Source organism: Marinobacter salexigens, from assembly GCF_002806945.1.
GTDB classification, from domain to species: Bacteria; Pseudomonadota; Gammaproteobacteria; order Pseudomonadales; family Oleiphilaceae; genus Marinobacter; species Marinobacter salexigens.
Genome location: NZ_NIHC01000004.1, coordinates 206,996 through 230,270 on the forward strand (window position 1 = coordinate 206,996; position 23,275 = coordinate 230,270).

General features: G+C 54.2%; 21 protein-coding genes and 2 tRNA genes. 13 read left to right on the forward strand and 10 right to left on the reverse strand.

All coding sequences use genetic code 11. The annotated features are described in order from the left end of the window. Positions 1 to 50 precede the first annotated feature (50 nt). From CDH47_RS08865 to CDH47_RS08885, 5 genes are all read left to right on the forward strand, one after another. Positions 51 to 2,780, forward strand: a complete 2,730-nt coding sequence (locus CDH47_RS08865) for an intermembrane phospholipid transport YdbH family protein (RefSeq protein ID WP_100639527.1) — start codon at positions 51 to 53, stop codon at positions 2,778 to 2,780. A gap of 24 nt (positions 2,781 to 2,804) precedes the next feature. Then, positions 2,805 to 3,020 carry a YnbE family lipoprotein gene (locus CDH47_RS08870; protein WP_100639528.1) on the forward strand — a complete coding sequence of 72 codons (216 nt, stop codon included), beginning with the start codon at positions 2,805 to 2,807 and terminating at the stop codon, positions 3,018 to 3,020. A gap of 28 nt (positions 3,021 to 3,048) precedes the next feature. Continuing rightward, complete coding sequence (locus tag CDH47_RS08875) at positions 3,049 to 3,411, forward strand: YdbL family probable chaperone protein (RefSeq protein ID WP_420843673.1); 363 nt, start codon at positions 3,049 to 3,051, stop codon at positions 3,409 to 3,411. Positions 3,412 to 3,550: 139 nt separating this feature from the next. Then, complete coding sequence (locus tag CDH47_RS08880) at positions 3,551 to 4,759, forward strand: MFS transporter (protein ID WP_275667850.1); 1,209 nt, start codon at positions 3,551 to 3,553, stop codon at positions 4,757 to 4,759. Between the two features lie 59 nt (positions 4,760 to 4,818). Next, the gene (locus CDH47_RS08885; RefSeq protein ID WP_100639531.1) at positions 4,819 to 5,367 is read left to right on the forward strand and encodes a DUF5610 domain-containing protein; all 549 of its coding nucleotides are present in this window, start codon (positions 4,819 to 4,821) and stop codon (positions 5,365 to 5,367) included. Here CDH47_RS08885 and CDH47_RS08890 read toward each other — a convergent pair. The 3 genes from CDH47_RS08890 to CDH47_RS08900 form a co-directional block, all read right to left on the reverse strand. Beyond that, a complete protein-coding gene (locus CDH47_RS08890; protein ID WP_100639532.1) occupies positions 5,364 to 6,266 on the reverse strand; it encodes a PA2778 family cysteine peptidase in 903 nt (300 codons plus the stop codon). The two genes, CDH47_RS08885 and CDH47_RS08890, sit on opposite strands and share 4 nt — an antisense overlap. Positions 6,267 to 6,277: 11 nt before the next feature. Further along, a complete protein-coding gene (locus tag CDH47_RS08895; RefSeq protein ID WP_100639533.1) occupies positions 6,278 to 6,679 on the reverse strand; it encodes a PA2779 family protein in 402 nt (133 codons plus the stop codon). 119 nt (positions 6,680 to 6,798) lie between these two features. Next, positions 6,799 to 7,512 (reverse strand): succinate dehydrogenase iron-sulfur subunit, encoded by a 714-nt coding sequence (locus tag CDH47_RS08900; protein ID WP_100639534.1) that lies wholly within the window; start codon positions 7,510 to 7,512, stop codon positions 6,799 to 6,801. 252 nt (positions 7,513 to 7,764) lie between these two features. Here CDH47_RS08900 and CDH47_RS08905 point away from each other — a divergent pair, with 252 nt between their 5' ends. Then, entirely contained in the window at positions 7,765 to 8,907 is a 1,143-nt protein-coding gene (locus CDH47_RS08905; RefSeq protein ID WP_100639535.1) for an L-lactate dehydrogenase, read from the forward strand. 40 nt (positions 8,908 to 8,947) lie between these two features. Further along, positions 8,948 to 9,310 carry a DUF488 domain-containing protein gene (locus CDH47_RS08910; protein ID WP_100639536.1) on the forward strand — a complete coding sequence of 121 codons (363 nt, stop codon included), beginning with the start codon at positions 8,948 to 8,950 and terminating at the stop codon, positions 9,308 to 9,310. Here the strand turns inward: CDH47_RS08910 and CDH47_RS08915 are convergent. Continuing rightward, the gene (locus tag CDH47_RS08915) at positions 9,305 to 10,483 is read right to left on the reverse strand and encodes a trans-sulfuration enzyme family protein (RefSeq protein WP_100639537.1); all 1,179 of its coding nucleotides are present in this window, start codon (positions 10,481 to 10,483) and stop codon (positions 9,305 to 9,307) included. The genes CDH47_RS08910 and CDH47_RS08915 overlap by 6 nt on opposite strands. A gap of 232 nt (positions 10,484 to 10,715) precedes the next feature. Here CDH47_RS08915 and CDH47_RS08920 point away from each other — a divergent pair, with 232 nt between their 5' ends. Beyond that, complete coding sequence (locus CDH47_RS08920) at positions 10,716 to 11,630, forward strand: AEC family transporter (protein ID WP_100639538.1); 915 nt, start codon at positions 10,716 to 10,718, stop codon at positions 11,628 to 11,630. Here CDH47_RS08920 and CDH47_RS08925 read toward each other — a convergent pair. Continuing rightward, complete coding sequence (locus CDH47_RS08925; protein ID WP_100639539.1) at positions 11,607 to 12,533, reverse strand: zinc ABC transporter substrate-binding protein; 927 nt, start codon at positions 12,531 to 12,533, stop codon at positions 11,607 to 11,609. The genes CDH47_RS08920 and CDH47_RS08925 overlap by 24 nt on opposite strands. Before the next feature lie 185 nt (positions 12,534 to 12,718). On the opposite strand from CDH47_RS08925, the gene gltX reads away from it, so the two are divergent. From gltX to CDH47_RS08940, 3 genes are all read left to right on the forward strand, one after another. After that, positions 12,719 to 14,200 (forward strand): glutamate--tRNA ligase, encoded by a 1,482-nt coding sequence (gltX, locus tag CDH47_RS08930; protein ID WP_100639540.1) that lies wholly within the window; start codon positions 12,719 to 12,721, stop codon positions 14,198 to 14,200. A 113-nt stretch (positions 14,201 to 14,313) separates the two neighbouring features. Further along, positions 14,314 to 14,389 (forward strand) — tRNA-Ala (locus tag CDH47_RS08935). An 8-nt stretch (positions 14,390 to 14,397) separates the two neighbouring features. Further along, positions 14,398 to 14,473 (forward strand) — tRNA-Glu (locus CDH47_RS08940). A 247-nt stretch (positions 14,474 to 14,720) separates the two neighbouring features. Here the strand turns inward: CDH47_RS08940 and CDH47_RS08945 are convergent. Further along, the gene (locus CDH47_RS08945; protein ID WP_100639541.1) at positions 14,721 to 15,572 is read right to left on the reverse strand and encodes a 6-carboxytetrahydropterin synthase; all 852 of its coding nucleotides are present in this window, start codon (positions 15,570 to 15,572) and stop codon (positions 14,721 to 14,723) included. 74 nt (positions 15,573 to 15,646) lie between these two features. On the opposite strand from CDH47_RS08945, the gene CDH47_RS08950 reads away from it, so the two are divergent. Next, positions 15,647 to 16,360 carry a nucleotidyltransferase family protein gene (locus CDH47_RS08950; RefSeq protein WP_275667848.1) on the forward strand — a complete coding sequence of 238 codons (714 nt, stop codon included), beginning with the start codon at positions 15,647 to 15,649 and terminating at the stop codon, positions 16,358 to 16,360. Here the strand turns inward: CDH47_RS08950 and CDH47_RS08955 are convergent. The 3 genes from CDH47_RS08955 to CDH47_RS08965 all read right to left on the reverse strand — a co-directional run bounded on the left by CDH47_RS08955 (position 16,320) and on the right by CDH47_RS08965 (position 19,224). Continuing rightward, on the reverse strand, positions 16,320 to 17,354 hold the full coding sequence (locus CDH47_RS08955) for a response regulator (RefSeq protein WP_100639542.1): 1,035 nt from the start codon (positions 17,352 to 17,354) through the stop codon (positions 16,320 to 16,322). The genes CDH47_RS08950 and CDH47_RS08955 overlap by 41 nt on opposite strands. Positions 17,355 to 17,416: 62 nt before the next feature. Further along, positions 17,417 to 18,649 (reverse strand): MORN repeat-containing protein, encoded by a 1,233-nt coding sequence (locus CDH47_RS08960; protein WP_100639543.1) that lies wholly within the window; start codon positions 18,647 to 18,649, stop codon positions 17,417 to 17,419. A gap of 113 nt (positions 18,650 to 18,762) precedes the next feature. Then, positions 18,763 to 19,224 (reverse strand): hypothetical protein, encoded by a 462-nt coding sequence (locus CDH47_RS08965; protein WP_100639544.1) that lies wholly within the window; start codon positions 19,222 to 19,224, stop codon positions 18,763 to 18,765. A gap of 101 nt (positions 19,225 to 19,325) precedes the next feature. Here CDH47_RS08965 and CDH47_RS08970 point away from each other — a divergent pair, with 101 nt between their 5' ends. Beyond that, complete coding sequence (locus tag CDH47_RS08970) at positions 19,326 to 22,250, forward strand: insulinase family protein (RefSeq protein ID WP_100639545.1); 2,925 nt, start codon at positions 19,326 to 19,328, stop codon at positions 22,248 to 22,250. 56 nt (positions 22,251 to 22,306) lie between these two features. On the opposite strand, the gene ppsR is transcribed toward CDH47_RS08970, so the two are convergent. Then, positions 22,307 to 23,122 carry a posphoenolpyruvate synthetase regulatory kinase/phosphorylase PpsR gene (ppsR, locus tag CDH47_RS08975; protein WP_100639546.1) on the reverse strand — a complete coding sequence of 272 codons (816 nt, stop codon included), beginning with the start codon at positions 23,120 to 23,122 and terminating at the stop codon, positions 22,307 to 22,309. Between the last annotated feature and the right edge of the window lie 153 nt (positions 23,123 to 23,275).

Consider the following 23,275-nt stretch of genomic DNA (forward strand, 5'->3'; position numbering starts at 1 on the left):
TACGGTAGGATTCCTATAAAACCGGTTAACGGGTCAGGAGATAGCCCGCGATGCGCATTGCATGGAAACCACTTGGGTGGGGATTGTTGGCGGTATTGGTTGTTTCCATACCGGCCGCCATTCTGGCTGCCCGACATCTCTGGAGCAACCTGCTGCAAGAGAACGGAATAGAGGCACTGGAGTGGCAGGAGTTGGGCCTATCATTCAGTGGCGTGTCTGTGGGCGAGCTGAAACTGGTTCAGTCGGTTCCTGAGCGAGACCTTGCGTTGCAAGGGCGGGACCTGTCACTGAACTGGCGCTGGCCGGAATGGGGGAGTGGCTGGCAGCCTGAGTTAACCATTTTGAAAGCCGGGCACCTGAAGCTGGATTTGTATACGAAATCGGCTATGCCGTCAGAAACAAAGCCGGAAAAATCACAGCAGGGCCAGTGGCAAGCAGCGTGGCTGGCCTGGTTGCCTTCGGAAATCAGCGTTCAACAATTCGAGGCAAAACTTCCGTGTGAGTCAGGTCGCTGCCCATTATCAGGAAGCCTGAAGATAACCAGCACGCAATCGGGCAGGGTTTCTGAGGCCAACTCTTCTGCTCTCGCGTTTGCCACGGCAAGTGGCCGGTTGCCTGTAACAGCGAAAGTGCAGCTTGCCCATGAAGGCCACCAGCTTGATGTGTTGGCAATTCTGGATAATTCCGGGCTCGATACGCTGAATTTTACGGCAAATGTGTCGATCGATGAAAAGCGTTACCTGTCTGTGTCCTCTGATTACATTGCCCCGGCAGCCAATGGTTTGGCGTCCTGGCAGGGCTCTGTTGAGGTGCCGGACCTGCCCCGGGCGGACTGGTTACTGGCCTGGCTGCACACTTGGCAAAGCCTTCCCCTGGAACAGTGGCCGGATCAGCCGGATACGGGCTCTGCCACCGTTAACTGGAAGTTGCAGGGCCCTGAGGGCAAACGCTTTTTGGCCGCTGCCACCGGGGCCGTTGAGGTTCATGCACTATTGCCGCAACCCTGGCCTGCGCCCGGGGTTGGAAGTATTAGTGGTAAGGCTGAAGTTTCCTTGAAGGCGGATAAGGGCGTTTGGCAGCCGGAAACCCTGCTGGCAGACCTGAAACTGAGCCACCCAGCCCCCTGGGTAAAAAAAGTACCGGAACAGCTGCGCCCCGAGCTTCTCGAACTGTCCGTTCGGCCTGCAAAGGCGGTAGCTTCAACTTCTCCCGCACCTCCTTCCAGCGAGACAGGTTCGGAGCGCGGTCGGCTGCCATTGCAGGTGGAAGTCACCAGCTGGGGCGGTGCAAACCTTGCCATAAGCTCGCATTTAGCAGTATCCACTGGCGCCCCCTGGTGGGTGCAACTGGGGAGTACGCAACTCACCGCCACGCTGCCAGAGCTACAGGTGGCCGATTGGCGACTGACCAGGCCCAGGCTAGAGGCCTCATTGACCGGATGGTTGGACACCAGCGCAGCGGCGTTGAAATTCGGCAAGACTGCCTTGCTGCAGACCGACACACTTGAGCCGCTCCCGGGAGGCTCCGCGTTGGCGGGGGCTTTGATCAAAGGGGTGAGTGTGGATTTTTCCGGGGCCACCTTGAACGCCGAGTACTCGGCAGAGAAGGGTGGGATGGATCGGTTAGCACTGGCTGGCCCGCTGGGAATCAAAGCCAAACAGATTCGACACCCCCAGGTGCAGCCGCAACCCTGGCAGTTCAATGGCGGGCTATCTGCCAATATGGATCGAACGGACGTTGAGGGAGTGCTCAAGGCCAAAACCGGAACATCCATGAACCTGGATCTGAAATTCCCCTACCAGGGGCTTTTGTCCCTTGAAGCTAACATGCGGGTGAGCGGCGAAAGTGAAGCTGAAGCCCTGTCTCGTATATTTACCCAATGGCCAGAGGTGTTGCTGATATCTGGAGGTAATGTCAGCGCCAATGCCATCTACGAGCAACCGCAAAACGGCACAAAGCGTCTGGCGGGAAAGCTGGTGTTCGCAGACTGGAGTGGCACATACGATCGTACAGCCTGGAGCCGGATGAATGGTTCTGCGGAGTTCCTGCTAAAGAACGAGCGCATCCGGGTAGCAACACCGGAACTGACGATAGAGGAAGTGAATCCGGGTTTGCCGGTTGGGCCAGTGAGGTTGGCAGGGCGCTACGAAGCACCGTTGGGGCAGCTGGCAGCAGGGCTGTTGACTCTGGAACAGGCGAACTCGAACGCCTTGGGTGGCGAAATCAAAATTCATCCCGGCAGCTGGGACTTGGCCCAGGCGCCGGTACAGGTTCCTGTGGAGCTTAACCAGCTCAGCCTCGCCCGCCTTTTGCAGCTTTACCCCACCGAAGGGCTGGCCGGCACAGGCATTCTCAGTGGAACTGTGCCTATGTTGTTCGATCCTGCTACCGGTATACGGGTTGAACGAGGCCGTATTGATGCGCTAGAACCGGGGGGAAGGTTGCAGTTGACGGCAGAGCGGCTGAAGGCACTTGCCCGCCAAAGCGAGTCCATGAAACTGGTGGCCAAGGCCCTTGAGGATTTTCGTTACTCGGTTCTGGACAGTGGTATCGATTATGATAAGGACGGTACTTTGATATTAACGCTGCATCTTCAGGGCAATAGTCCGGGGGTTGGCAATGGCCAGCCGGTGGTGCTGAATATCAATCTGGAGGAGAATATTCCTGCGCTGCTCAGGAGTCTGCAATTAAGTGGCAGGGTCAGCGAGGCGGTCACTGAAAGAGTCAAAAATTTACTTAAGAAGCGCGAACGCGATTCAGATGACGACCTGATAGAGTAAAGGGCAACAGAGGAGCACACCGATATGACGCAATTTGGTTCAAGGGTTTCCCGGCGTGTATTCGCCCTGTTTGCGGGCCTGCTTACAAGCAGCTTATTGCTGGGTTGTACCCCAACCGTGCAAGTGGCCGCGCCCAAGGAGCCCATTACTGTGAATTTGAACGTAAAAATTCAACATGAAATATACGTGAAGGTCGATAAGGACGTGGACGAATTGTTCAGTGAAAAGGGCCTGTTCTGATTGCCTTGGTGTTTTGTGGAAAAAACGAATGAGTAAGGAGTTAGCCATGACAGTATTTGCCCGATTCAGCGCCCTGGTTTTAGCGGTTTTCCTTGCTTTACCAGCAATGGCCATGAGTTTGGATGAAGCAAAAAATGCTCTGGAGTCTGCAAAAAGCCAGGGTCTTGTGGGTGAGACCCCAACGGGTTATCTGGCAGCCGTAGGTTCCGACCAGAAGGCAAAGGGGATTGTGAGTGCAATCAATAATGCCCGACGGGAAGCGTATAAACAGATTGCCGAAAAGCACGGCATAGCGGTAACAAAAGTCGAAACAGTGGCAGGCCAGAAAGCGGTTGATAAAACACCCCCGGGGCAGTATATCCTGGTGGGTGAGCGCTGGATAAAGAAGTAGAGCCTATCGGCTTCAGTGTCATTGCCGGGCTCCGTGAGGCGGCTCTGAAATGCTGATATAAACGTAATAGAATGCGGATGGTAAATTCCCATAGGCTACTGTCCGGTGATGTATTAACAGATCAACGCTGAAAACCATTCTGAGATGGCCGGCTGACGATGCCGGCCAAAACTTTGTAGCGGTTTGTGTATCCCTCACATTCTGCTTTGTTGTCTACTCAATGCTGCTGGTGACGGTTCCGGTATACAGCCTGGAGCTCGGCGCTTCTCCATTAATGCTGGGTGTTGTCCTCAGCTCTCAGTACCTGCTTCCATTCTTATTGGCTATACCGCTGGGTGGCTTGGTTACGCGCCACGGTGGGAGGGTCACATTGGTGATCGGAGCGCTGGTAATGGTTGCAGGACTACTCCTTATGCAGGCTGTACCCGGCTACTACGGGCTGATAGGTGGCCAGCTATTAATCGGGCTGGCACATCTGCAGATGGTGCTTTCTGCTCAAACGATTATTTCCTCACTGGCCACCGGACCAAAGCTTGAAGGCTATTTTGGCTGGTATTCCACGTGGTTGTCTGGCGGGCAGGTGATAGGCCCTTTAATTGCCGGGGGCTGGATTCAGTGGGCTGGAGGTGTTGGTAACCTGTTTTTGGTGATGGCGGGGATTGCATTGCTTGGTGGGCTGTCGGGCCTTGCCCTGACAGGCGATGCCACTCGGGGCGTGCGGGTTACTCGCAAGCTAACCGGTTTTCGTGCGCAAGCTTTGTTGGCCCGCAGCAATACCGGCGTTCAGGTATCAATCGCCATTACCGTGGCCGGTATGTTTACCCTGGGCGTATTCGGCAGCTATCTGCCCGTCTACCTTGATAGCCTGCAAATGGGTGCGGTGATGATTGGCGTACTGGTAAGCATCAGGGCGGGGGTTTCTATGGTGATACGGCCGTTCATTCCGAGGATTATCTTTGCTGCAGGCGGCCGCGGCAGAGCAACCACGCTGGCCCTCGCTGTTGTCACAGTGGGCTTGGCATGCTTGGGTTTCGCCACCAGTGCGCCGGCCATTGCTGTTTTGGCACTGCTTGTGGGGTTAGGTGGAGGTCTCACGCAACCGCTTTCAATGGTGGTTCTGGCCGAAAGTGTTGGGCCAGAACAGCGATCTGGCGCCTTGGGTATGCGTTTGATGGTTAATCGGGCCGTTCATTTTGTAGCACCCCTGCTATTTGGGGCAGTACTTGGTATGAGTGGCTTTGGATTGTCGTTTGGGCTCTCGGGGTTATTAGTTGCCTTGGTTGCTGTATATCTGGTGCGGTTGCAAGCACGCGAGCCGCGTGGCGATAATATAACCAATCGATCTTAATGTTTTGGCGGCGCCTGCCGTTAACCCTTACACATAAGTCCTTGCAGGAGGTTAAGGTTATGGTAGCACCAATCATTGGACGCGGGCCGGATGTGACCGGTCGAGTGAACACAAGCACCACCGAAGCCAGACCCGCCAACCGGGTAAGCGCTGAAGCGCGCGTTGAAAAGCAGGGTGCCATTCGCACGCCAGCGGATGCCATCAACGTGATGCGTACTCGTATGGAGCAAAGGTTGCAGGAAGCGATGGGGGGCGGCCAGAGCAAAGCCGTATCCGGAGCGGATAAATATGCAGCGCAAGCCCAGCCACCTTCTGCTTCTGATGTGGCCAGCGTGATTCTCGGGTTTGTGCAGAATCGTTTACAGGCTGAAGCTGATGCCGGTGCCGATGTGGAGAAACTGGCGGATTTGATGTCCCAAGCCAGAGCGGGAATCGAGAAAGGTTATGCCGAAGCCAGAGAGCAAATCGTGGCCTTGGGCATGATGAACGAGACTCTCGACGCGGAAATTGATGAAGGGTTCAATCTGATTCAGGATGGCCTTCTGAATTTGGAAAAGCTGTTTTTAGGCAAAGAACCCGAGGTGGATAATCCCACAGAAGCTGGTTAACCATTCCCCGGCTGTTTTGAACCTTCTTTCGCTTTCTGGGCTTTATTCAGCATTGCAGAAGACTCCTCGTTTTTGCCTTGCCTGGATAAGGCTTCAGCCAGATTATTCCAGCCCGCACTAATATCAGGAAATCTCTCAGTCATGGTGCGGTAATATTTTTCTGCTTCTGCCCACTGGTTCTGTTGGTAGGCCAGATTCCCCAAGCCAAGTAATGCGGCGGGTTGATTCGGCCAGGCTTTTGCTGCTGCTTTGTACGCTGATTTTGCAGCGTCTGACTGCTGGGTTGTTTCCAGGTCGTGGGCTGCCATCAAAAAGGCAAGAGGTTCCGCCGTTGCCGGTATCTGGTCGGGTGGCAGAATCACCCGCGCCCATCGTTCCGAGCGATCCCAGGTTGCCATAAACGCGCTTGCGGGCAGGTGGTAGTTTTTTTCTGTGCCCGAGTGCAATATCAGTGCTTCTTTCTGGCTGTCGTAACCAATCGCCACGGCAAAGTGCCATTGTGGCCACCAGTCAAAACGCAGGTTCTGCAATACCAAAACCGGATTGCCGGCCTTTAGCTCCTGCAGAACGGCGTTCAGCTTTGGTTCAAGAGGGTAAACCAGCATGCCATATTGCCGGGCCGCTGCCACCATCTCTACCTGCAAGGCGCCTTTGCGCTCCGGCAGGTAAACCTTGCCGACCAACTCATCAGGCGTCGCCGTGACATCCTGGGCGTTCAGCATCATTGCCAGGGATGCTGGGCCGCACTGATATTGCTCCTGGGGATGAAAGGGAACTTCAGTAACTGTGGTTGCTTCATAGTTGGCAGGCCATTTTGGTTGGCTGGCGCAGCCTGAGAGAATAACTCCCAGGAGCGCCACCAAATAAAGCCGGGCCGGACTCAGCTGTACAGACGTCATGGCCGTAGCGCTTAGCGAATGCAGTTAATAAACGGGAAGATATCCGTTGCGCACAACATGTCTGTGATAATGAAAACCAGCAGGAACAGCACAATGATGCCCACCACGCCTTCTCCCGTGGGTGCTTCTGCAAGCTGCTGTTTGAAATCTGCCAGCTCGGACGGTGTGAGGCTTTGTATTCTGTCTCGCACTTCCTGTTCACCAACGCCCATGCGCGCCAGTGTGGTTTTTACGTCCTCTCGTTCAAGCATGCCCATTAATGCTTCACGGTCGATGTCCGCCCGTTGCTCAGTCAGCAGTTCGCCGGTGCCGACAATATTGGCAGAGGCAGGAATGGCCCACATGGAACTCAATACCATAACCAGGGCCATGATGGCTGAAATGGACTGGGTGTAGGATCTGATTGCGTGCATTAGGCTGCTCCCGTTTGCTACTTGTTCATGTTCGTTTTTGTGGATCAGTCAGACACAAGTGTAAACATTCGCGGGCCATTTGCCTTTAAAGTCAGATTAATATGCGTTAACCCCCCGGTTCAGACCTGCTGGCGGACAAGCATGGCCTTGATGCGTCCGATCTGCTTCATGGGGTTGAGGCCCTTAGGGCAATACGCCGTGCAGTTGCCAATACCCCGGCAGCGGAACACGCTGAACGGGTCTTCCAGTTTTGCCAGGCGTTCTGCGGTTGCAGTATCCCGGGAGTCGAGCAAAAAACGGTGGGCTTGCAGCAAACCTGCCGGCCCCACATATTTTTCGGGGTTCCACCACCAGGATGGGCAGGCCGATGAGCAGCAGGCGCACAGGATGCATTCATACAAACCATCCAGTTTTGCGCGATCTTCCAGGCTTTGCAGCCGTTCGATGGCTGGTCGGGGTGAGTCGTTGATCAACCAGGGCTGGATACTTTTGTACTGTTTGAAGAACAGGGTCTGATCTACCACCAGATCACGAATAACCGGCATGCCGGGCAGGGGGCGGATTGCCAGCTTGCCAGACTTGCCGAGAGCATCCGATACTCGGGTGATGCAACCCAGCCCGTTGCGGCCATTAATGTTCAGGCCATCTGAACCGCATACACCCTCGCGGCAGGAGCGGCGGAAGGCGAGTGTGGGATCAATGGTTTTCAGGTACTCAAGAACGTCCAGCACCATTCGTTTGCGAAAACTGGAATCCACTTCCACATCCTGCATATAGGGGGTGTTGTCGGTTTCCGGATTGTAGCGATAGAGCTGAACGGTAAAGTTTGTCATTGTTCTGTCCCCTCGTTGAATCCCCGTCACAGAATACCGACTGTGTGGAGCATGTCTGCCCTCTCAGGGAATAGGTTCAGGGAAACTTCTAGCAGTGGTTGCGCACTTCTTCCTGATGATTTGTCAATTTGCACGCCTTGAAAATGATTTGAATCATGCGTCTTTTTGTGCCGGTTGTTCCGGTAAGCTCTTACAAAGCATAATTCGGTCTTTGAATCCTCTTGAATACTTTGCCGGAGAGAAAAAACAACAATGATTACACCTGCAAATACAGCGGATAACCGCAAAATCGCCAAAGCCCGGTTGCCCCGCATGATGTTTGATTACTTTGATGGCGGTGCCTTTTCCGAGCAAACTCTCAGAGATAACACAGGGGATTTTCAGACTCTTCACTTTCGTCAGCGGGTTATGCGGGATGTGTCCAGCGCTTCTGCAGCCACTGAGATACTTGGTGAGAAGGCCTCGTTGCCATTGGCACTGGCGCCGGTTGGGCTTGCCGGAATGCTTGCGCGCCGGGGCGAAGTTCAGGCGGCCCGCGCCGCAAAGAAAGCGGGTCTGCCTTTTTGCCTGAGTACTGTGTCCATTTGCTCGCTGGAAGAAGTTGCCAGCGCAACCCGTTCGGCTAACTGGTTTCAGCTTTATGTCCTGAAAGACCGGGGCTATTCGGCAGCTTTGCTAGATCGTGCGCACAAAGCCGGTTACTCCACTTTGGTGTTTACCGTCGATCTTCCCAAGCTGGGCATACGCTATCGGGATGTGCGCAACGGCATGAACGGCGGCCTCTCGCCTTGGGGCAAAATGCAAAAGCTGTCCGATTTGCTCTCCCATCCGCTTTGGCTGTGGGATGTGGCTATCAAAGGAAAACCCCTTACGTTCGGCAACCTCTCCGATGCGGTGCCTTCAGGCCGGAACCCCGAGGACTTTAAAGCCTGGGTTGACCAGCAGTTTGATGCGTCTGTTACCTGGAAGGATTTGGAGTGGGTTCGACAGCACTGGCCCGGAAAGCTCGTTATCAAGGGGGTTATGGATCCCGACGATGCCCGTTCGGCAGTCGATGTGGGTGCCGATGGTATTGTTGTTTCTAATCATGGTGGGCGACAGTTGGATGGTGCACCTTCGACGATCTCTGCATTGCCGGCCATTGTGGAAGCCGTGGCCGGGAAAACCGGGATTTTGATGGATGGTGGGGTACAGTCGGGCCAGGACATTGTGCGCGCGCTGTGTCTTGGTGCTGACGCTTGTTTGGTGGGCCGTGCATGGGCCTATGCGCTGGCAGCTGGTGGTGAGGCAGCGGTTTCTCGAATGCTTGAGAACTTCCGCTATGAGGTGGAGCTGACCCTTTCACTGCTGGGCAAAACATCGATAGAGCAGCTGAATCCGGACGATCTTGTCTGACCGGCCTGTTTCTTCTGAATCCAAAACCGGAGGCTTAAAGATGGAGATTCGAATCAAGAGGGCTTACGAGGGTGCCGCGCGCTCTGATGGTCCACGCATTCTGGTAGACAGGATCTGGCCCCGCGGTGTCGCCAAGGAAGATGCAGCACTCGAAACCTGGCTGAAAGGGCTGGCGCCTTCTACCGAGCTGCGAAAGTGGTTTGGGCACGATCCGGAGAAGTGGCAAGAGTTTCGCCAGCGGTATCTGAAGGAGCTGAAGAAAACAGAGGCTGCTGATGACCTGAAAGAACTGCAGGCGATTCTGCAAGAGCACAAGCGCATCACGCTGGTGTTTGCCGCAAAGGACACAGATCACAACAACGCTGCAGCCCTTCGCGACTTTCTCAAGAATGGCGACTTATAGCTGATCAAGTGCCTGTTCGAGATCGGCTATCAAATCCTGGGCATCTTCGAGCCCGACCGACAGCCGTAGCATGCTGTCGGTTATGCCGCGGCGTTCCCGTTCCTCCTGACTGATCCCGTGATGGCTTGTAGCGCAGGGCTGTGAAACCAGGCTTTCCACGCCTCCCAGGCTGGTGGCCAGCAGGAAAACCTGCAAGTTGTCAGCAACTTTGACGGCCTGTTCACGGCCCCCGTCAATCTCCAGCGTCAATACACCGCCGAATCCATCCATTTGCTGCCTGGCCAGGTTGTGGCCAGGGAAATCGGGCAACCCTGGGTAAAGCACGCGTTTGATGGCTGCGTGGCCTTCCATCGCTTGGGCAACCGCCATGGCGTTATCGTTGTGTTGCTTTACCCGCAAGGGCAGTGTTCTCAGGCTGCGAGAAAGTAAGGCGGCGGTTTCCGGCGCTAAAATCTGGCCAAGATTTTTGCGCCACAGGGCGATGGGCTTAACCCGCTCCGTAGAACCCATAACAGCACCCGCAGTGATATCACTGTGCCCTCCCAGAAACATACTGGCGCTGTGCAGGCTCAAGTCTGCACCCAAGGCGAGCGGCTGTTGGTTCACCGGAGAAGCAAAGGTATTGTCTACTGCCAGAAGGGCGTTCTTGCCGTGGGCTTGCTGCGCCAGTTGCCGGATGTCCAGTACGCTTAAAGTCGGATTGGCTGGTGATTCGCAGTACACCAACATGCCAGGTTTGTTCAAGGCACGGGCAAGCAGGTCAGGTTCATGTTTCAGCAGAAAGGTAACGGGAATACCCAAGGGCCGCAGGTGCTGTGTCAGCAGCTCCTGTGTGCCACCGTATAGGTCTCCAACGCAGACAATACCGTTGCGGCCATGGGCAAACAGAGATGCAGAGATGGCGGCCATACCGGATGCGAAGGCCAGTGCGTCTTCGGCATTCTCAAGGCCTGCCAGGCCTTGTTCCAGTTCCTGAATAGACGGGTTGCTGCCCCAGCGGGTATACAAGTTACCGGGCGTGTTACCTCCAATGACCTTGCGCAGGGAAGCGGTGTCCTGAAAGCGGTAGGTGGTGGTGTTGTATATGGGGGAATATGGGCTGCCAAAGCTATCCTTATGGCGGCGATTATGGATGATTCTGGTCGCTTTACCCGGCTCTGAATCGGTACGCATGGGCCCTCCGTTGAGCGGACTGAAGTGTTTACAAGAGTGTGGCTGCCTATCAGGAAATAGTCTGGCAGGCATGGCTTGTGCTGACTACTGTAACCGATGATCGTGGGCATGTTGCCTTGCCCGAACAACTGTTTCAGGACGGGTTACTGGTCATCTGATATGCTCCGCTGCTTGCCTGTTCATAGTGGGCGATCGATATCTATTTTGGATTTTTGAGGTTGGAGTATTCAGTATGCCAGTTATGGTTCAGGCGCTTGTACCTGTATTTGCGCTGATTGTTCTAGGGCACCTGTTCAGACGCTGGGCATTTCCTTCGATTGAGTTTTGGCCCCAGGCGGAGCGCTTCACCTATTACGTTCTTTTCCCTGCCATGCTGGTTTTCAAGTTGGGGCAAGCTCGCTTGCCGGTTTCAGCTTACGGCGATACCGCCTTACTTATCACCTCCATGCTGCTTGCGATGACTGTGGCTTTAGTGGTTGTGCAGTTTTTCTGGCGTTGGAATGGGCCGGTTTTTTCCTCTGTGTATCAAGGGGCTATCCGGTTTAACTCTTACGTTGCACTGGCAGCAGGGGGCATGCTGCTTGGTGATGATGGGCTGTCTCTCACCGCAATTGCGGTTGCCGTTATGGTGCCCTTGATAAATTTGCTGTGCATTCTCATGTTTTCGCTGATGACAACGGATGGCCCGGCCCGGTTGGGACCGGTGGTGCGAGCAATCGCCTCAAACCCGCTAATTATAGGGTCGGTTCTTGGCGTTATCTGGAGCTTTTTCGAGATCGACTTTCACCCGCTCCTCGCAGGCACGCTTGAGCCATTGAGCAATCTGGCGTTGCCCATGGGGCTGATGACCGTGGGCGCAGGGCTTCAACTCAAAGCCCTGCGAGGCGCCTCTGTGCCTTTTGTGGTGTCGTCTGTATTGAAATTGTTGCTGTTTCCGCTCATGGCGGCAGGGCTTGCGTTTGCGCTGGGTCTTGAGGGCACATTGGTTCAGGTGGCGATCTTGCTGGCCACTCTGCCAACGGCGACATCGGCCTATATTCTGGCCAGGCAGTTAGGCGGTGACGCACCTTTGATGGCTGGTATCATCAGCGGCCAAACCCTTCTGGCTATGATATCCATTCCCTTAATGCTCAGCATTCTCTGGTAGGCATGTGAGCAGGGCATCGGCAATGCTTTGCTGGAAGGCTGTATAACCTTCTGCGTTGGCATCAATATCCATGGCCAGTGGGTCCCATGTGCTGATCGTCACATCCAGCCCTTCAGTAATGGAGTGCCACCAGCGGCGGTTGAATTGTGGTTCTGTCAGTAGACAGGGGTGATTCGCCCCGCGAAGTTTGTTTTGCACTGCTGCAATGTGCCGGGCTCCTGGCGATAGTTCGGGGTTGAGTGTCAACACGCCCTCGATGTTCAAGCCATAGTGCTCTGCAAACCGGGTGAGCGCACTGTGATAGGCAAACAGACTAACGCTCTGCATAGGCTCTAACTGTTTCCTGATCAGCGCTTCTTTGGCCGAAATCGAGGCCCGGAAGGTTTCCAGGTTCTGATCCAGGGCTGGCTTGTCTGCACCATTCAGTTGCGCCAGGGAGTCTCTGATGGTTTCAGCCATGGCAAGTGCCATGTGCGGGTCTACCCAGATGTGTGGATCCTCCCCGTCTTCATGATCGTGTGCGTGGTCATGATCGCTGTGGCTTTCGGCCTGGTGATCCTGTTCACTTTCCGCATCTCGCTGCATAAGTGCGACGGACCGCTCGCCAAAGTCTCTGCCCGTCAGAATACGGCTCAGAAAGGTCTCCATTTGGGGCCCCACCCAGAAAATCACATCGGCGTCTTCCAGCATCCGGCGTTTCGAGGGTGTCATGGAGTAGTTATGGGGGCTCGATCCCGGCGGCACCAGAGTGGTTACATGCATGTCTTCCGTAGCAATTGCGCGGACCAGAAGCTCCAGCGGTTTTATGGACGCGAGTATGCGAGTGTCGGCAAGCGTGTTGCTGCCATAAAACAGGGCGCTGATCATCAATGTTACTGCAAATGCCAGTTTTGGGGTGCGCATGGTAGGTCTGAATCCCGATGTTAGGTGGTGATGTTATAATATAACACTCAAGTACGTCTGATCGCAAAATCTTGTTTTGCCTCACGGGGCCGGTGCAATGATACGATTTGTAATCATGCGAAATAACGCCCGGGCCGGTATAATGCCGGGTTAATTAAACGGCCACCGATTTTCAGGAAGGTTCCATGACAGTACGCACCCGAATTGCCCCGTCGCCCACAGGTGATCCACACGTTGGTACCGCTTATGTGGCTCTGTTTAACTTGTGCTTTGCCCGTCAGCATGGTGGCAAGTTTATCCTGCGTATTGAGGATACCGACCAGGCACGAAGCACGGCAGAGTCTGAGCAGGATATTCTAAAAGCGCTGCGCTGGCTTGGCCTCAACTGGGACGAAGGTCCCGATGTGGGCGGCCCTCATGGCCCTTATCGCCAGTCTGAGCGCAAGCACTCCTATGCCCAGTATGCTGAAGACCTGGTGACGGCTGGTCACGCATTCTATTGCTTCCGTACACCAGAAGAGCTGGACGTCATCCGTGAGGAGCGGAAAGCAAAGGGTTTGAATCCTGGCATTAAGGGCAATCTAGAGCTTTCGCAAGAAGAGGTAAAGCGGCGGCTGGATGCGGGTGAATCCTACGTTATCCGCATGAAAGTGCCCGATGAGGGTATTTGCGAAATTGATGACATGCTCCGTGGCACCATTGAAATCGATTGGGCCCAGGTGGATTGCCAGATCCTGCTCAAATCTGATGGCATGCCCACTTATCATCTCGCCAACGTAGTTGATGACCACCTGATGGAAATCACCCACGTGCTGCGTGGTGAGGAGTGGATCAACTCTGCTCCCAAACACCAGTTGCTGTATGATTATTTCGGCTGGGATATGCCAGTGCTTTGCCATCTGCCGCTGCTGCGCAACCCGGACAAAAGCAAGCTGTCGAAGCGTAAGAATCCCACCAGTATCAATTTTTACGAGCGCATGGGCTTCTTACCGGAAGCTGTGACCAATTACCTTGGTCGTATGGGTTGGTCGATGCCGGATGAGCGGGAAAAGTTCACGCTTGATGAGATGATCGGGAATTTTGATATTCAGCGGGTCTCTTTAGGCGGCCCGGTGTTTGATGTGGAAAAGTTGCGTTGGCTCAATGGTCAGTGGCTGCGCGACGAGCTCACGGAAGATCAGTTTGTCGAGCGCATGAGTCAATGGTGGTTCAACAAAGATTCACTCAAGGCATTGGTGCCCCATATCCAGGGCAGGGCAGAAGTGTTCTCCGATGTGGCGCCCATGGCTCAGTTTATGTTCTCCGGCATGCTCGACTTGAAGCCTGAAGACTTTGCCCACAACAAACTGGAAGAAGCTCAGATCAAGCGGGTGCTGCAGTTCACTCTGTGGAAACTGGAAGCTCAGCGCCACTGGGGCAAAGACACTATCTTTGCCGATATTAAATTCCTGGCGAAAGCCATGGATCTGAAAATGGGCGATTTCATGTTTTCTGTTTTTGTGGCTATTGCCGGCACTCCAAACTCCTGGTCGGTTATGGACTCCATGGATATGCTCGGTCCCGACATGACTCGTGCACGTTTGCGTAAGGCTCTTGAGGTGCTTGGTGGTTTCTCGAAAAAAGAAACCAAGAAAGTAGAGAAAGAATACGCGGCGTTGGGTGCTTAATGAGCAGTTTGGCTAAGAAATGAGCGTGATGAACAGGGAAGTTCAGAAAAGTTGAAAAAAGTTGGGCGAAAGGTTGACGACCATGGGGCGGATCCTTAATATACGCATCCGTTGGGGCCATAGCTCAGCTGGGAGAGCGCAACACTGGCAGTGTTGAGGTCGACGGTTCGATCCCGTCTGGCTCCACCAATTTTCTAGTCCCCTTCGTCTAGTGGCCTAGGACTCCGCCCTTTCACGGCGGCAACAGGGGTTCGAACCCCCTAGGGGACGCCAATACGGCTTTTCGGTTTAGTCCACCGGATAGCCATCAAAAAAACCGCCTTCGGGCGGTTTTTTTGTGCCTGAAGAAAAGTGAAGTCCAGCTGTGTGCCACGAACCGTGAGCAGGGTGCCGCCTCCCAAAACACGCCGTGAACCCATCCGTGGGGGCTTGGTGTTGCCATCCCTGGCAACACACAGTTTTGGGAGGCGGCACCCTTCTCACTTGACTGTAGAGTGGCCTGCTTTCAAGGCTTCTGGTATTAGCGGGAGGCTATGGCGCCTTTACCAACACCTTCATAGGCTTTAACGAGAATCGTGTCAGATGGATGCTGTGCCTTGAGTTCATCGGCGATGTGTGTGGCGATGAATTCAACCGTCGTATCGGTGTCCATCATGTAAACCCGCTTTTCGGGGAGGGTCAGGGAGAATTCGCCCTGGTTGGCCTCGTACTCGAAGGTGATGTAAGCCACGCCATTTTCTTCAACATGGCGTCGTACTACATCTTCTTCAGAGCCCACATAAATATCCTGCCATAACTCGGCCCAGGAGTGTTCCAGCTCTTCATCGCGCTTTCCATTGCGGTCAATGCGAATCGGTGATCGGTGGCCGTGAGCTATTCGCTGGCAATTGCCGAGGTGTTTTTTCAGGCCATGAACGTAATGATAGTGCGCGCCATCGATCACCTCTTCCCGCAGGTTGATCTGTACAGAGCTCACATTGCCCGGTAGAACTGCCAGGAGTTCACGCTCAAGCAGAGCCGCCACTGCGGATGGTGTAACCCGGTCTGAAGAGAGCCATACAACGGCTTCGTCGGGAGAGCGGTGAATAATGTGGCTACCGTCGGAAAGGTTCCAGGTAAAAGTGTCGGGCGTGTCCTGGTGCCATGAAAAACCGTCGTAGCCCCGGGGTATTACCAGCCGGTGGTCCACGCGCTCATCTATGATGCGCTTGATGGTGCGCTTCACGTTGCTGAAATCAAATACCATGCCTTGGTCATCAAGCTCGCCTCCCAGCACAACGTCGGTAATCCAGCTTTCCCCTACCAATCCGCGGGCGGGATCCAGGTAAGCAAAATCAATAACGGTGAGGTTGTCTACAAACAGGTGGTTCATTAAAGGTCCGGGCGGGTATAGTTGAATGTTGGTGGGATTCTATCAAAAATCACCGGGGTGAGTGTTTTATCGGGTTGTGGCCGTGCGGTTCTTCTCGTCAGCCTTGCCAATATAACGTCTCTATCAGGAGCGATATCATAACTGCCTCTCGTCGTGACATCGATCAGGATTTTCCGGCACTTGTTCTCGCTGCAGGCGCTTCCAGCCGCTTTGGGCGTCCTAAGGCTCTGTTGAACCTGAGTGGGCAGGTTGGGTGTAGCCTTACTTTGCTGGACAATGCCATAGGGCAAGGCAAATTGCTCAGCTGTGATGTGCGGGTTGTGTGTGGTGCCTGGTATCCGCTGATTCGTTTTCGTTGTCGCTTGCAGCCTTCCCGCTGGGTGCATGTGGCTGACTGGCATCAGGGCATGGCGGCCTCATTGGTGGCGGGTATTCGTGGCCTAGGGCCTCAGGTGAAGGGCGTGTTTGTATTGGTTGCGGACCAGCCGCTGCTGAACAGAGAGGCTCTCAGAGCTTTTGGCGACACCGCGAGAGGTTTTCCAGAGCTGCCGGCAGCGGCAAACTATGGAAGGCGCCCGGGTGTACCTGCTTATTTGCCACGCTGGCTGTGGCCCGAGGTGCTGGCACTGGAGGGTGATCGGGGGGCAGGGCGATTACTGGAAGAGGTGAGTGCGACCCGGTTTGATATTCCGGGTGTCCATGATGACATAGACACCCCGGAAGATTGGAAAAGAGTTCGCGAAGTGCTTAGCCGAACAGGCCTGCAAGCCAGGCAATTCCGAGGCTGAAGACCCCAAGACTAACCGCCAGCCCAACAGTGTATATTCTGGAGGAGGCAGAGCGCTGTTGAGCTACAAACAGGTCGATGGTGCGCTGGGCGATATCTTCAGCTGTTTCACGGGAAATCTCGTGTGCTTGCTGTATGGCTTCGGATTGCAGCGTTTGCCAGAACTCAGTGTCGATAGTCTGTACGCTGGTAATATGATCTTTGAGCTCGGCCATATGATTGCCGGTAAAGCCTGAGTTGCGTGAGAGCTCTTTTTTGAGGTCGGCAAGTTCCCGGCCCAGGCTGAGGTTTACCTCAGCGGCAACATCATCGCGCAGGTGTTGTGTGCGCTCTTCTACCATTTCGCTCATGGCATTCAGTCGCTCTTCAATCAGATTGTCCTGCTTTTCACGGGAGTCATTCAGGGCACGATTGAGTTGATCGAACTGCTCGTCGAACAATGAGCTGAGCAACTCATGAAGGCGGTTGTTGACCTGGCTTTGTGCTGAAGAGCGTGAGATCTGCTCTATCAGGTCGCTTGTGAGAGGTACGGTGCTGGCTGCCTTATTGCCATTGGTGGCAGGCTCAGGGCTGTCCATTTCCGGTTCGGAAAGCGGTGGTGCGGGCAGCGTTCCGTCTTTTACGTCGCTGGCCAGTTGGTCTAGCACCAGGCCAAGGCCGTCAGGATGGGTTGGTTTCGTCAGGATATTGTAAACCCCGAAATTTCTCGCTTCTTTGGTGAAAGACGATGACTTTTGGGACGTACACATAATAATGGGAATGCTGGCGGTTTCCGGATTGCTCTTGATCGCTTTAGTGGCTTCAACGCCATTCATTCCGGGCATCAGGTGGTCCATAAAGATGACGTCCGGGTGTTCATTGCTGTCAAGAAAATCCAGGGCTTCTTCAGCAGAACCTGCCATTTTGACATTCATTTCGCGACTTTCCAGCAGTTTGCTCAGCGCAAACCTGGCTACCTTGGAGTCGTCCACCAGAAGAGCATTCTTGATCGTCATCCTTACTACCTCAAGCTGTTGCTTCTATCGCGTTGGTTATCGGGCTGGTTTTACTGTTATAGCTACCAGCCTTCGAGTTTCGGGCACTGTGTTGCCCTGTAGCTTTTGTCCCGATAACACACGCCGGGCTCTGTGGTGCGGGCAGTGAAGATTTCACCTGCGGCAGTGGTCAGACGAACCTGTCCATAGGGTTCACCGTGGCGGAAGCTCGCCTCAATTGAGCTGCCATTCGGGTTGCGCAACAAGCCGGTACCGTGGAATTTTCCTTCAATATACTCGCCTTCGTACTTCTTGCCATTAGCAAAAACTTCCGAGCCGCGGCCATGGAAACTGCCATTGGAAAAATCACCTTCATAGTGGCGGCCATCGGGATACGTGAGGGTGCCGCGCCCGTGAAAGTCGCTGTTACGGAAGCCTCCCACATACAACATGCCGTCGGCCGTTGTCAGAGAGCCATGGCCGTTCAGGCGCCCCTGTGACCACTCTCCGGTCAGGATGTCACCATTGGCAAGCGTTAGCGTGCCCTGACCGTGGAACGCATCAGCCGTAAACTGACCCGTGTAGCGGGAGCCATCTGCATCGCGCCATTCGCCTTCGCCAGAGCGCTTGCCTTTGTCCCAGTCGCCCTCATAGCGGGTGCCGTCCGGATACCAGGCAGTGCCGGAGCCATGAAAGGCGCCATCTGCAAACTGACCTTCATATTTCAGGCCATCGTTGTCTTCATAGGTTCCGTCGCCGGTTTTTATGCCGCCTCTCCAGGTGCCATTTTGGTAATTAACGGTGGTATAGGCTTCCAGTTTACCTACGAGGGTCAGCTCGCTGCCAGCGTCGAGGGCGATGCTTTGCTGCCAGGAGCGGAACCCGGATTTGCTGATCGTAATATCGTATTTGCCCGGGGCCAGCTCAAGGTCCAGGCGTGTTGCGCCGTAATCTTTGCCGTTGATTTCTACCCGGTCGCCTGCCACATTCGAGCGCAGTGTAAGTGCACCTGTTGTCGGGGGCGGAGGCAGCTCCGGTTCGGCCTCGGGTGTATTTTCCACCATAGCCGCTGGCGGCTCTGCAGAAGCCAGCATTACTGGTTCTTGTACAGACGCGGGTACAGGCGCTTCAGCAACTGTTTGTTTATTTTCCGGTGCGACCGGCTGGTTGGCTGGCTTGAGTGGCAATTCGCTTTGTAAGGTTTGCTTTGATGCATAAGCGAAGGATAATTCGCTACGAACGGAAGCAAAGCCGGCTGTTACCAGAAGCATAAGAGCCAAGGCATTCAAAAACAAAAGTGGTCTGAAATCGACCATGGCGAAACCTCTTGATCCTGCATTCTACAAATTCGCTAGCAAGTTCATCTTACCCAGCGAGAGGGGAGTTATGTAACAGAAAGTGACTGAACTTGGCGAGAATGCTGGCCAAATCACACTTTGGCCGGAAGCTGTTCATGGTTGAGCTGCTCCCAGGCCCTCATGTAGACATCGGCCTCATATTCATAGGGGGACTTGAAGGGGGTCAGAACAAAATCAAACACCAGGAAGAAGAAGCCAACGGATGCCCAGGCAGTGATCAAGGTGCTGAGTGTCGTGGCCTGTACTTCCGGGTTGGAATTCACAAAATCCTGCAACAGCGGGATCAAGTCTGACGCCATTACAACGGGGTTGAAACTGGACAGCACCAACGGTATCCAAAAAGCCATGAAGACGGGAAAAAAGCCGAATGACCAGAGCAGGCGGCGCGCCAGGTAAATAACTACCTCGCGCCAGAAGCGTTGTCGTACCTCCGGGGATTTACGGATGCGCTTGATATACTCACGCCTCTCTGTCCAGTAGGCGGCGACTTCGGGAGCCTGGATGGCTTTTTCAGGGCCTGACGTTGTGCTCATGGATCTGGTAGCTGCCTTTATTGCGGGGTGACGGATACATGATGATTGATACTACGTGTTACCCTGTCATTCTCCAATTGTTTAACGACAGGATAGTTTGAATGGCTGCAGTGATCGATAACGCAATCCACCCGGCTTTTGAGAAGCTTCGCAGTCACCGGATTGATACGCTTAATCTTGATGTTGAAGAGTATCGTCATAGAAAAACCGGTGCCCGCCATCTCCATCTCGCGGCGGATAACGACGAAAACGTATTTTTTGTGGCGCTAAGAACCTTCCCGATGGATTCTACCGGCGTTGCCCACATTCTTGAACACACGGCATTGTGTGGTAGTGAGCGCTATCCCGTTCGTGATCCGTTTTTCATGATGATTCGCCGTTCGCTGAACACGTTCATGAACGCGTTCACCAGCAGCGACTGGACAGCTTATCCTTTTGCAAGTATGAACCGAAAGGATTTCGATAACCTGCTGTCTGTTTACCTGGATTCGGTGTTTTTCTCCAAGCTGGATCCGCTGGATTTTGCTCAGGAAGGGCATCGGCTTGAATTCGACAAGCCGGATGACCCAAGTACCGATCTGGTCTATCGGGGCGTTGTCTACAATGAAATGAAAGGTGCGATGAGTTCGCCCACCTCTCAGCTCTGGCAGAACCTGAGCAGTCATTTGTTCCCGACCACTACCTACCATTACAACAGTGGTGGTGAACCGGATCATATCGTTGATCTCAGTTACGACGACCTGATCCGCTTCTACAAGCACCATTACCATCCCAGCAACGCAATTTTTGCCACCTACGGCAATATCCCGGCTCATGAGCACCATGAGCGGTTTGAAGAGCTGGCTTTGAAGCGTTTCGACAAGCTGGATATCGAACTGCCGGTGCGTGACGAAAAGCGCATGTATGCGCCGGTTCGTGTAGAACAGGCATACGGTGTGGCCGAGGGAGAAGAGACGACTGATAAAACCCATATTGTTATGGGCTGGTTGCTGGGACACAGTTTTGATTTGCAGGAAAATCTCGAAGGGCAGCTTTTGTCTGCGGTGCTGTTGGAAAACAGTGCATCGCCGTTGATGCGAGCGCTGGAAACAACCGACATTGGCCAGGCTCCGTCGCCCATGTGCGGGTTGGAAGATTCCAATCGGGAAATGACCTTTGTTTGCGGTATTGAGGGTAGCGAACCGGAGAAGCAAAAAGATCTGGAAGCGCTGGTCGAGGCCACGCTTCAGAAAGTGGTTGAAGACGGCGTCAGTGAGGATCGTCTGGAAGCGATTCTTCATCAGCTGGAATTGCATCAGCGTGAAATTGCCGGGGACAGTTTCCCTTATGGTCTTCAGCTCATTATGAGCGCCATAGCCCCGATGGTTCACGGTGGCGACCCCGTTGAACTACTGGATCTGGAGCCGGTTCTGGCCACACTGCGCGAGAAAATTCGTGATCCGCAGTATGTCCCGGGCCTGATTCGCAGCAAGTTGCTGGAAAACCCCCACAGGGTCACTCTCACTCTGAGGCCGGACGACAAACTGGATACGCGCCGTCAGAAAGCTATTCAGGAAGCCCTTGCACAACGCAAGGCAGAGCTCACCAGTGAGGAGGTCGCGCAGATTGTGGAGCGCGCCAAAGCGTTGGAAGAGCGGCAGATGCGCAAGGACGATGACTCTATCCTCCCGAAAGTGGATCTGACTGATGTACCGCTGCAAATGCCTGAACCGGAAGCCCGTTTTGATGGGGATATCTCCGCAACTGTCTTCGCGCGTGGAACCAACGGGCTGATTTACCAGCAGATTGTGTTGCCGCTGCCTGATCTGACTGAGGAGGAACTGTTGCTCCTGCCGTATTACGGCGCACTGATTTCAGAAGTTGGGTGTGGTGGGCTGGATTACCTTCAGATGCAGGACCGGATTTCAGCTGAGTCTGGTGGTATTGGCGCCTCGTTCACCGCCAAAGGCCGTGTTGATGATGTACAGAATCTTTCCGGCCACATAATTTTCAGCGGTAAGGCTTTGGCCCGCAATCGAACGGCATTGACGAAGTTACTCCGTGACGTATACACCAGTGCCCGATTTGATGAAAAGGATCGTATTCAGGAAATTATTGCCCAGATTCGTGCACGTAGGGAGCAGGCAGTCACCGGCAATGGCCATGCACTGGCTATGGGAGCTGCATCCCAGGGGTTGAGCCCTGGCGCCTGGCTGACTTTCCGCCTTGGTGGTTTAGCGGGAATTCGTGGAACCAAAGAACTGGATCAGTCTCTGAAGGATCCGGCAGCACTTGATGCCTTCTGTCTGAGACTGACAAGCTTGCACGACAAGATTCGCCAGCAGGCTCGCCAGTTCCTGGTCATAGGAGAGGAAGAGCAACTTCCTGCATTACTTGACGATCTCAAGTCCTGCTGGCAAGGCGATGAGGGTGCAGAGTCTTCACACTGGAGTATGGACCCTGTGAACTTCGCAACCCGCGAAGCCTGGTTAACTTCCACTCAGGTCAACTTTTGCGCGCGTGCCTACAGCACAGTACCGATCGAACATCCGGATGCCGCTCCACTCACTGTGCTGGGTGGCTTTTTGCGCAATGGTTATTTGCACAGGGCTATCCGGGAGAAGGGTGGCGCCTATGGTGGTGGAGCCTCCCAGGATAGTGTGAATGGTACTTTCCGCTTCTTCTCATACCGGGATCCGCGCCTGGCTGAAACCCTTGAGGATTTCGATAAGGCACTGGTGTGGCTTCAGGAAACTGACCATGATTACCAGGAGTTGGAAGAGTCCATTCTCGGGGTGATTAGCCAACTGGACCGGCCGCGCTCTCCTGCAGGTGCTGCACGTCATGCGTTCCACAACAAGCTGTTCGGACGCAGTGCTGAGCAGCAGGCACGATTCCGGGAGCGTGTATTGTCAGTCACTCTTGAAGATTTAAAGCGTGTTGCGGCAAACTGGCTGGTGCCTGAGAAGGCAAGCACAGCAGTAGTAACTGGCCCGGAAAACCGCGCCCTTGCTGAAGGGTTGGGGCTGGCTATTCAGGAGCTATAAGGTGAGGTGCAGGCTGGTCGCTAGCGGCCAGCCTGCACTTTTTTGCCGGTTTTATATCAGCGGTTCCGCTTCAGCCCGGTAGTAGCCATGATGCGCGTTGAAATTTCTTCAACGGAGTAGGCCGTGGTATTCAGGAAGGGAATGCGTTCCCTCCGGTACATCAGCTCGATTTCTTCAATTTCGTGCATGCACTGTTGAATGGACGAATATCTTGAATTGGGCCTCCGTTCATTACGGATGGTTGCCAATCTCTCTGGTTCAATTGTCAGTCCAAAAATCTTTTCCTTATGAGGCCGCAGGGCTTTGGGCATCTGTTGATCTGACAAATCATCTTCAGTTATTGGGTAATTTGCTGCTTTTACGCCGTATTGCAGCGCCAGGTACAGGCAGGTGGGCGTTTTCCCGCTACGGGATGCACCAACAAGGATCAGGTCTGCATCATCGTAATGCCGCGTGCGTGCGCCATCATCGTTGTCCAGCGCGAAGTTCACAGCGTCGATGCGGCGTTCGTAGACACCCTCGTTATTGATCGCATGGGATTTGCCCACGGAGTAGGAGGACGAAGACTGCAGCTCACTCTCCAACGGTTTCAGGAAGGTGCCGAAAATATCCACCATGAAACCCTGGGCGTCCGAGATAACTTCGCGAATGGAGCTGTCCAGAATTGTATCAAAGACCAGAGGGCGGGCGCCGTCGACTTCTGCTGCGTTGTTTATCCGCTTGACCATGTCCCGGGCTTTTTCAACATCGTCTATGTAAGGTACGGTAATCCTCTCAAAATCAATTTTATCGAATTGGGCGAGGAGGCTGTGGCCGAGGGCTTCGGCAGTAATGCCAGTGCCGTCTGAAATGAAGAAGGCTGTACGTTTCATGATGTCTTTCCGGGTTTGTTTCAGGAGGATTGTCAGGGCGCTTGTGCCAGGGTAACACTGGAAAGTTACGTGTACTTTCTCTGAGGCTCCCTAGGTAAATTCCGATGGTTACAGTATCATACACGGCAAGTTGGAGACTCCGCAGTGGTTATT